8 protein-coding genes and 1 pseudogene are annotated in these 8,844 nt (G+C 72.3%); 4 read left to right on the forward strand and 5 right to left on the reverse strand.

Annotated elements, in window-relative coordinates; translation table 11 throughout:
• A partial coding sequence (locus tag ABZ641_RS18630; protein WP_359983102.1) for a transketolase C-terminal domain-containing protein occupies positions 1–269 on the forward strand: 269 nt, incomplete at its 5' end.
• Positions 259–1,659: an aspartate aminotransferase family protein gene (locus ABZ641_RS18635; RefSeq protein WP_359983105.1), complete on the forward strand. Its 1,401-nt coding sequence runs from the start codon at positions 259–261 to the stop codon at positions 1,657–1,659. The genes ABZ641_RS18630 and ABZ641_RS18635, both read left to right, overlap by 11 nt.
• Before the next feature lie 23 nt (positions 1,660–1,682).
• Here the strand turns inward: ABZ641_RS18635 and ABZ641_RS18640 are convergent, their stop codons facing one another.
• Genes ABZ641_RS18640 through ABZ641_RS18660 form a run of 5 tightly spaced genes read right to left on the reverse strand, consistent with a single transcriptional unit; the run spans position 1,683 to position 6,835 of the window.
• On the reverse strand, positions 1,683–2,495 hold the full coding sequence (locus tag ABZ641_RS18640) for an NAD(P)-dependent oxidoreductase (RefSeq protein ID WP_359983116.1): 813 nt from the start codon (positions 2,493–2,495) through the stop codon (positions 1,683–1,685).
• Positions 2,492–3,652, reverse strand: coding sequence for an enolase C-terminal domain-like protein (locus ABZ641_RS18645; RefSeq protein ID WP_359983108.1), 1,161 nt, complete (start codon positions 3,650–3,652; stop codon positions 2,492–2,494). The genes ABZ641_RS18640 and ABZ641_RS18645 overlap by 4 nt, the downstream gene beginning before the upstream one ends.
• A 3-nt stretch (positions 3,653–3,655) precedes the next feature.
• Positions 3,656–4,957 (reverse strand): sugar ABC transporter substrate-binding protein, encoded by a 1,302-nt coding sequence (locus tag ABZ641_RS18650; protein WP_344621820.1) that lies wholly within the window; start codon positions 4,955–4,957, stop codon positions 3,656–3,658.
• A gap of 58 nt (positions 4,958–5,015) precedes the next feature.
• A complete protein-coding gene (locus ABZ641_RS18655) occupies positions 5,016–5,918 on the reverse strand; it encodes a carbohydrate ABC transporter permease (protein ID WP_344621821.1) in 903 nt (300 codons plus the stop codon).
• A gap of 8 nt (positions 5,919–5,926) precedes the next feature.
• Positions 5,927–6,835, reverse strand: a complete 909-nt coding sequence (locus tag ABZ641_RS18660; RefSeq protein ID WP_359983111.1) for a sugar ABC transporter permease — start codon at positions 6,833–6,835, stop codon at positions 5,927–5,929.
• A gap of 254 nt (positions 6,836–7,089) precedes the next feature.
• On the opposite strand from ABZ641_RS18660, the gene ABZ641_RS18665 reads away from it, so the two are divergent.
• The gene (locus ABZ641_RS18665; protein WP_359983113.1) at positions 7,090–8,043 is read left to right on the forward strand and encodes a 5-dehydro-4-deoxyglucarate dehydratase; all 954 of its coding nucleotides are present in this window, start codon (positions 7,090–7,092) and stop codon (positions 8,041–8,043) included.
• A gap of 57 nt (positions 8,044–8,100) precedes the next feature.
• Positions 8,101–8,844: pseudogene (locus ABZ641_RS18670) on the forward strand (hypothetical protein); the annotation flags it as partial.

Genomic DNA, 8,844 nt, shown 5'->3' on the forward strand with positions numbered 1-8,844 from the left:
TGGCCGCAGCCCACCGGCTCGTCGTCACCGTCGAGGACAACGGCCGCACCGGAGGCGTCGGCGCCGCCGTCGCCCAGGCCATGCGCGACGCCGGTGTCGACACCCCGCTGCGCGACCTCGGCGTCCCGCAGGAGTTCCTGGCGCACGCCGGCCGCGGTGAGATCCTCGAGGAGATCGGACTCACCGGCACCGGCGTCGCCGCCCAGACCGCCGCCCACGCCAAGCAGCTGCTACCGATCCGAGGAGCGAACCAGCACCATGCCGGCTGACCGTCCCACCGGGGGCCTCGACCTCGCCGCCCTGCTCGCCCACCGCGCCGTCGAGCGCTACGAGCTGCACGCCAAGTACCTCAACCCGCAGCTGCCCCGGATGCTGCACACCATCGGCTTCGACAAGTACTACGAGCGCGCCGAGGGCCCGTACTTCTACGACGCCGACGGCAACGAGTACCTGGACATGCTGGCCGGGTTCGGGATCTTCGCGCTCGGCCGGCACCATCCGGTGGTGCGCGCCGCGGTGCAGCAGGTGATGGACCTCGGACTGCCCGACCTCACCCGCTTCGACTGCTCCCCGCTGCCCGGCCTGCTCGCCGAGCGGCTGCTCGCCGAAGCCCCCGGCCTGGACCGGGTGTTCTTCGGCAACAGCGGCACCGAGGCGGTCGAGACCGCGCTCAAGTTCGCCCGCTGCGCCACCGGCCGGCGGCGGATCCTCTACTGCGACCACGCCTTCCACGGCCTGACGGCGGGCTCGCTCTCGGTCAACGGCGAGAGCGGCTTCCGCAAGGGCTTCGAGCCGCTGCTGCCGGACACCGCGGTGCCGCTCGGCGACCTCGGCGCGCTGGAGAAGGAGTTGAAGAAGGGCGACGTCGCCGCACTGATCGTCGAACCGATCCAGGGCAAGGGCGTGCACGCCGCCCCGCCCGGCTGGCTGTACGCCGCGCAGGAACTGCTGCACGCCCACAAGGCGCTGCTGATCTGCGACGAGGTGCAGACCGGCATCGGCCGCACCGGCGACTTCTTCGCCTACCAGCACGAGGAGGGCGTGCGGCCCGACCTCGTCTGCGCGGCCAAGGCGCTCTCCGGCGGCTACGTGCCGATCGGTGCGACCCTCGGCAAGGACTGGATCTTCGACAAGGTGTACTCGTCGATGGACCGGGTGCTGGTGCACTCCGCCAGCTTCGGCTCCAACGCGCAGGCGATGGCGGCCGGCCTCGCCACGCTCCACGTGATGCGCGACGCGCAGGTGGTGGCCAACGCCCGGAAGGTCGGCGACCTGTTCCGCGGCCGGCTCGCGGAACTGGTCGACCGGTACGAGCTGCTGGCCGACGTGCGGGGCCGCGGGCTGATGATCGGCATCGAGTTCGGCCGGCCCAAGTCGCTGAAGCTGCGCACCGGGTGGACGGCCCTGCAGGCCGCCCGCAAGGGGCTGTTCGCGCAGATGGTGGTCGTGCCGCTGCTGCAGCGGCACCGGATCCTCACCCAGGTGTCCGGCGACCACCTGGAGGTGATCAAGCTGATCCCGCCGCTGATCATCACCGAGAAGGAGGTCGACCGCTTCGTCGACGCCTTCACCGAGGTGATGGACGAGGCGCACCGCGGCAGCGGCCTGATGTGGGACTTCGGCCGCACCCTGGTCAAGCAGGCGGTCGGCGGGCGGTGAACTCCGCGCCCTGACCCGACCGCTCAGCGTGGTGGTTCGATCTCGGTGAAGGCGCCGCCGAGGAAGCGGGCGTCGACGCCGTCCGGCTCCAGTTCGCCGTGTTCGGCGATCACCTCGGCGGCGTACGCCTCGGCGTCGTCCTGCGGTTCGTAGCCGAGCGCCCGGGCCGGGGCCAGGTCCCACCAGGCGCGGGTGTTGGCACTGATGCCGTTGACCACCACGTGCCCCTCGACGGGGGCGGTGAGGGCGGCGTGCACCAGCCGGGCGCAGTCGGCGGGGCTGAGCCAGGTGGAGAGCATCCGGGTGGAGCGCGGCTTCGGGAAGCAGGAGCCGATCCGGATCGAGACGGTGTCGATGCCGTACTTGTCGGCGTAGAGCTGGGCCAGGCCCTCGCCGAACACCTTGGACAGGCCGTAGTAGGTGTCGGGCCGGGGCGGTGTGCCGGTGCCGATCAGGCCCCGGCCGCCCGGGCCGAGGCCGTGCAGCGGGGTGAAGCCGACGGCGTGGTTGGAGCTGGCGAAGACCACCCGCCGCACCCCCTCCAGCCGGGCGGCCTCGTAGAGGTGGTAGGTGCCTTCGACGTTGGCGCCGAGGATGCGGGCGAAGGTGTCCTCCAGCGAGATGCCGCCGAGGTGCACGACCGCGTCCACGCCGCGGACGGCCGCGCGGACGGCATCGGCGTCCCGCAGGTCGAAGGCGAGGGCGTCCGGGGCGTCCGGGACCGGTGCGAGGTCGGCGAGCCGGAGGCGGTGGCCGTACGCGGGCAGCAGCTCGCGCAGCATGGTGCCGACGCCGCCGGCCGCGCCGGTGAGCAGGATGGTCTGTGGCATCGTCAGTCCGTGGTGATCGTGTGGCGCTTGATGTGGTCGAGGTCGAGGTGGTCGCCGAGGCCCGGCCGGTCGGGGAGCCGGACGGTGCCATGCTCGTCCATCGCGTCCACGATCGCGTGGAGGTGCGGCGGCACGGCGTCGAAGTCGGTGTGGGGGTGGAGCAGCCCGCGTTCGTACCAGCGGTTGTTGGTGGTGGCGCCGAGCAGCGAGAGGTTGGCGGAGCCGTTGCCGTGCACCTCGCAGTCCATGCCGAAGGCCTCGGCGAGGTGCAGGGTGCGGACGGCCGGGGTGATGCCGCCGACGTCGGTGGTGCCGGTGCGCAGGATGTCGCAGGCGCCGGAGGTGATCCACTCGGCGCGGGTGAAGTTCTTGCCCCAGGAGGTCTCGGGGCCGATCACCGGGATGTCGAGCTGCCCGGCGAGCCATCGGTACGAGGAGACCGAGGCCTCCTCCATCGGCTCCTCGAACCAGTAGTAGTCCAACTCCTGCAGCGCCCGGCCGAGTCGGAGCGCCTCGGTGCGGGAGTACCAGTGGTTGGCGTCCAGCATCAGTTCGACGCCGGGGCCGACGGCCTCGCGGACGGCGGTGCAGGCGGCGATGTCCAGGGCGACGGAGGGCGCACCGGACACCGGCGGCATCCAGGTGTGCAGTTTGATCGCCCGGTAGCCGCGCTCGACCAGCTGCACCGCGAAGTCGGCGTAGTCGGCGGGGGTGGCGAGGCCGCCGGGGACCTCGTCGCCGCACATGGTGGAGGCGTAGGCGGGCACCTCGCTGCGGGCGCCGCCGAGCAGCTTCCACACGGGCAGGCCGAGGCGCTGCCCGGCGAGGTCCCAGAGGGCGAGGTCGACGAAGCCGAGGGCGCGGTCGGTGAGGCCGCCGTGGGCGCCGCGCTGCCGCCGGGCGAGCGAGGTCCACAGGCGTGTCCGGTCCAGCGGGTCCTGTCCGAGCAGGACCGGGCGGACGTGCCCGTCGAGCACGGCGGGGCGCAGGTGGTCGGGCTGGACGAGGACGCGTCCGGCCGTGCCGTCGGTGTCGGTGACGGTGAGCAGGGCCTCGCGGACGCCGCGCGGCGCGCAGGGGTGCCGGTGGCCGTGGGCGTCGACGGCGGTGCGGGCCTCGGTGGTGAAGACGGTGAGCTCGATGCGTTCGATCGTCGCGGCCATCGGTCAGCCGTTCTTCGCGCGGTAGGTCTGCTGGGCCTTGGTGAAGGCGTCGGCGAGGGACTCGGCGAAGTCGGCCGCGGACATCCTGCCGAGCAGCACCTTCTGGAAGTTCGGCTCCGCGTCGGTCTTGGTGATCTTCGAGTACTGGGGGAGGTGGACCGGTGGCTGGACGAGCCTGGCGGTGGTGGAGTTGAGCGCGTCGCCGGCCTGCTTGGTGATACCGGACCTGACGTACCAGTCGTCGGCGTACGCCTCGGTGTTGGCGGGGATCTGGCCGACGTTCTCGTTCCAGTAGCTGTTGGCGGTGTGCGAGTCGAGGTACTCCATGAAGGCCCAGGCCTGGTCCTTGTGCCTGCTCTTCTCGAACAGGCCGAAGCCGTCGACCGGGTTGGCGAGGATGGCGGTGCCGTCCGGGCCGGCGGGCAGCAGCATGCCGGCCACCTTGTCGCCGAGCGCCGTCCTGACGTCCCTGGTGGAGCCCAGGTTGTGGTGGACCGTCATCACCTGTCCGGCCTGGAACTGGGCGAGCATCTGCGGGTAGGCGTTGGAGACGTCGGCCTCGGGGGTGGTGGCCTTGTACTGGGCGGCGATCTTCTCGATCAGGGCGATGTTGCGCGGATCGGCGACGGTGGAGGTGCCGTTCGCGTCGAACATCGCGTCCAGGCCCGAGTAGGCGTAGGCCTCGGAGAGGATCTGGAAGCCGGAGCCGGCGCCGCCGCGGATGGTGAAGCCGTACTGGTTCTTCGACCGGTCGGTCAACCTCGCCGCGGCGGCGAAGAGTTCGTCCCAGGTCCTGGGCGTGGCGAGGCCGGCCTCCTTGAACTTGTCGGCGCGGTACCAGATGACGTCCTGGTTGCCGGAGGACGGCAGCTGGTAGAGGCCCTTGCCGCCGGCGGCGCTCCTGGAGATGGTCAGGAAGTTGGCGGACAGCTTGCCGTTCAACGGGCTCCCGGCGTACCGGTCGTCGAGCTTCGCCAGCGCCTTCTGCGCGGTGAGCGAGGCGAGCAGGGCGGTGGTGACGCCGCCGACGTCGGGCGTGGAGCCGGAGGCGATCGCGGTGTTGTACTTCTCGGCGATCTCGGAGCTGGTGACGCCGACGTACTTCACGGTGATGCCGGGGTGGGACTTCTCGAAGCCGTCGATCAGGTGCTGCATCAGCGGGGTCCTGGCCGGGCCGGCGTTGTTGTCCCAGTAGGTGAGGGTGACCTCGCCGCCGGTGTCCGAGGAGGAGCCGGCGGAGGAACAGGCGGTCAGCAGTCCGAGGGCGGCGAGGGCTGCGGCGGTGGTGCGCAGGGTGCGGCTCATGGGCGGTGTCCTGTCGGGATCGGCGTGGATCGGAGGGGGACGGGTGCGGTGGCCGGGGTCAGCCCTTGACGGCGCCGGCGCTCATGCCCTGGACGAGGTACTTCTGCACCACGGCGAAGACCAGCACCACCGGGACGGCGGCGACCACGCCGCCGGCGGCGAGTGCGCCGAAGTCCACGGTGTTCTCGCCGATGGTGGTCTGCAGGCCGACCGGGACGGTCTGCAGCTCCGGGTCGTTGAGGAACATCAGCGCGAAGAGGAAGTTGTTCCAGCTGCCGATGAAGGCGAAGGAGCCGACCGCGACGATGCCGGGCCGCAGCAGCGGCAGCACGACCGCGAGGAAGGCGCGCAGCCGACCGCAGCCGTCCACCGTCGCCGACTCCTCCAGCTCGACCGGGACGTTCTTCACGAAGCCGCTCATCAGGATCATCGCGAGCGGGAGCTGGAAGGTCGTCTCGGCGACGATCAGGCTCCACCGGGAGTCGATCAGGTGGAAGGTCCGGAAGATCTCGAACAGCGGGATGAGCATCATCGCGCCCGGCACGAACTGGGTGCACAGCAGCGCCAGCATGAACACCCGGCGGCCGCGGAAGTCGAACCGGGCGAGCGCGTAGCCGCCCATCAGGGCGAAGAAGGTGACGAACAGCAGGGTGAGCAGGGCGATCCACACGCTGTTGCGGACGTAGGTGCTGAAGCCCATGCCGTTCCACACCGTCGCGAAGTGCTCGGTGGTGATCGGCCAGGGCAGCAGCGAGGTGGAGCCGGCCGGGCGGAGGGCGAAGAGCAGCATCCAGTAGAACGGCACCAGGGTGAAGAGCAGGTAGAGGCCGAGAGGCAGGAACAGCCGCAGGAACCGGCCGTCGCGCCGCCGGGCGGGACGGCCCGTGCCGGCGGCTGTGCGGGCCGGGGTGGGCAGGGCGGCGGTGGTCACGGGGGCGCGCTCCAGGTCGGGGGCGGTCATCGGCGCCGTCACTTCCCGCTGCCGAACCTGCTGAGCCGCAGGTAGAGGATCGAGCAGAACAGCAGGATCACGAAGGCCGCACAGGTCAGCGCCGAGCCGTAGCCGAAGTCGTAGGACTTGCGGGCGAGTTGGGCGACGTACAGGGGCAGGCCGGTGGTGGCGCCGGCCGGGCCGCCGTTGGTGAGGGTGTAGAGCAGGTCGACGTTGTTGAACTCCCAGACCCCGCGCAGCAGGGTGGCCAGCACGATCGCGTCGCGCAGGTGCGGCAGGGTGACGTGCAGGAAGCTGCGGACCCGGCCGGCGCCGTCCATCGAGGCGGCCTCGTAGAGCTCCCGGGGCACGGACTGCAGGTCGGCGAGGATGAGGATGGCGAAAAACGGTACGCCGCGCCAGAGTTCGGCGACGACGACGGCACCGAACACGGTGTCCGGGTTGCCGAGCACGGAGGTGCCGGCGTCGCCGACGCCGAGCTCCGCCAGGTGGTGGAGGACGCCGGTGGCCGGGTTGTAGAGCAGGATCCAGATGCCGGTGGTCAGGACGCCGGAGACGGCCCAGGGGGAGAAGACCAGGGCCCGGGCGACGGCGCGTCCGACGAAGGTCTCGTTGACGATCAGGGCGAGTGCGAGGCCCAGCAGCAGCTGCAGCACGACCTCGGCGGCCACCCACTTCGCCGAGAAGGCCAGACTGCGCCAGAACTGTTCGTCGCCGGCCATCCGGCGGAAGTTGTCGAGGCCGACGAAGGCGTCGTCGTAGGGCTCGTTGACGACGTGGTGCTGGAGCGCGGAGTACAGCACGCTGCCGACCGGGACGACCAGGAAGACGGCCAGCAGCAGCACGGTCGGTGCGATCAGGGTGTACGGGGTGAGGGCCCGGCGCAGTCGGGGGCCGCGGGAACGGGGGGTGCCGGCGAGAGCCACGCGTGTGCTCGCCTCCTCTCTGCCCGGGGACGGGAGAAGACATGCTCTTGGACGTTGTTCACAGGTGTGGACACCCTAGGGAGGGGCTGTTAGGGCGTCAACCCCCCGTGCAGCGAATTAGCGTTCATGGATGTGGACTGTGGTCATGCTGATGTATAACCCTGTCGAGGGGCGCCCGGGCCGCCCGGGCACCCGCCTCCGCCGCACACCGTTCGCCGCGCCCCGTTCGCCGCACCCCCTGGAGAGCGACCCCCATGCCTGCTGACCTGCCCGCCGCCCCGATCGCGGACCGCACCCCGCTCGCCGACCGCCTCGGCGGACTGCTCTTCTTCCCCGTCACCCCCTTCGCCCCGGACGGCGCCGTCGACCACGCCGCCCTCCGCGCCCACGTCCGCGCCCGCCTCGACGCCGGCGCCGCCGCCGTCTTCGCCGCCTGCGGCACCGGCGAGTACCACGCCCTCGGACTCGACGAGTACGAGGCTGTCATCGCCGCCGCCGTCGAGGAAACAGCCGGAGCCGTCCCGGTCGTGGCCGGTGTGGGCCACGGCACCGCCCTCGCCCTCGACTTCCTGCGGCGCGCCGAGCGCGCCGGCGCCGACGGCGTCCTCGCCCTCCCGCCGTACCTGGTGAAGCCCTCCCAGGAGGGGCTGTACCGGCACTACGCCGCCCTCGCCGCCGCCACCCCGCTGGAGATCGTCGTGTACGCCCGCGACAACGCCGTCCTCGACCCGGAGACCGTCGTCCGCCTCGCCGGCCTCGACAACGTCGTCGGCTTCAAGGACGGCGTCGGCGACATCGACCGGATGCAGCGGATCGTCAGCGCCGTCCGCACCGCCCGGCCCGACCGCCCGTTCTGCTGGTTCAACGGCCTGCCCACCGCCGAACTCACCGGACTCGCCTACCGCGGCATCGGCGTCACCCTCTACTCCTCCGCCGTCTTCTGCTTCGCCCCCGACATCGCGCTCGCCTTCCACCGCGCCCTCACCACCGGCGACGACACCACCGCCAACCGGCTGCTCGACGGCTTCTACCGGCCGCTGGTCGAACTCCGCGCCCAGGGCAGCGGCTACGCCGTCTCGCTCGTCAAGGCCGGGGTGCGGCTCGACGGCCTGGACGCCGGACCCGTCCGCCCGCCGCTCACCGAACCCGCCCCCGAGCACGTCGAGCAGCTCGCCCGCCTGGTCGAGCACGGCCGCAGCCTGATCTGACCCCGCCCGCCCGGGTGCCCGGCCGGACGCCGGGCACCCCCGATCCACGGAGCCGCCGTGCGCACCTCCGCCTTCCTCTACCCCTGGGACGTGCTCGGCGACCCGCACGCCGCCGACCGCCTCGCCGACCTCGGCCCCGACCGGGCCACCCTCGCCTCCGCGTACCACTCCACCCGCGCCCTGACACCCCGCCACCCCGCGCGGCGGATCGTCACCGCCCGCCACTCCGCCGTCTACTACCCGGCCTCGCCCGCCCGCTGGCGGGGCCGCCGGCTGCGCCCGTACGCCCAGGACTGGCTGCCGTCCGCCGACCCGTTCGGCGAAGCGGCCGGGGCGCTGCTCGGCGCCGGCGTCGAGGTGCACAGCTGGGTGGTGCTCGCCCACAACTCCCGGCTGGGCGGCGAGTTCCCGGCGAGCACGGTGCACAACGCCTACGGCGAGCCCTACCCGTGGGCGCCGTGCATCGCCCGGCCCGAGGTGGTCGAGTACGCCGCGGACCTCGCCGCCGAGGCCGCCGTCCGGCCCGGCGCGACCGGCACCGAACTGGAGTCCTGCGGCTGGTACGGGCTGGCCCACCTGCACGCCCACGACAAGACCGGCGGCGTTCCGCTCGGCCCGGTCGGGCAGTTCCTGATGTCGCTCTGCTTCTGCGGGGTCTGCCGCCGCGGCTACGGGGACGGCGCCGACGCCCTGCGAGCGGCCGTCCTGGCCGCGCTGGAACCGCTGTGGCGCGGCGCCCCCGAACCGGCGGCCGGCGAGGAGTGGGCCGCGGTCGGGGCCGCGATCGGCGCGGGCCCGGCC

It is taken from the genome of Kitasatospora sp. NPDC007106 (genome assembly GCF_040634455.1).
GTDB classification, from domain to species: domain Bacteria; phylum Actinomycetota; class Actinomycetes; order Streptomycetales; family Streptomycetaceae; genus Kitasatospora; species Kitasatospora arboriphila.

Coding starts and splice junctions, on each gene's coding strand:
- ABZ641_RS18650 (WP_344621820.1), bottom strand. CDS start 4,957: ATGAGCCGCACCCTGCGCACCACCGCCGCAGCCCTCGCCGCCCTCGGA.
- ABZ641_RS18665 (WP_359983113.1), top strand. CDS start 7,090: ATGCCTGCTGACCTGCCCGCCGCCCCGATCGCGGACCGCACCCCGCTC.
- ABZ641_RS18635 (WP_359983105.1), top strand. CDS start 259: ATGCCGGCTGACCGTCCCACCGGGGGCCTCGACCTCGCCGCCCTGCTC.
- ABZ641_RS18655 (WP_344621821.1), bottom strand. CDS start 5,918: ATGACCGCCCCCGACCTGGAGCGCGCCCCCGTGACCACCGCCGCCCTG.
- ABZ641_RS18645 (WP_359983108.1), bottom strand. CDS start 3,652: ATGGCCGCGACGATCGAACGCATCGAGCTCACCGTCTTCACCACCGAG.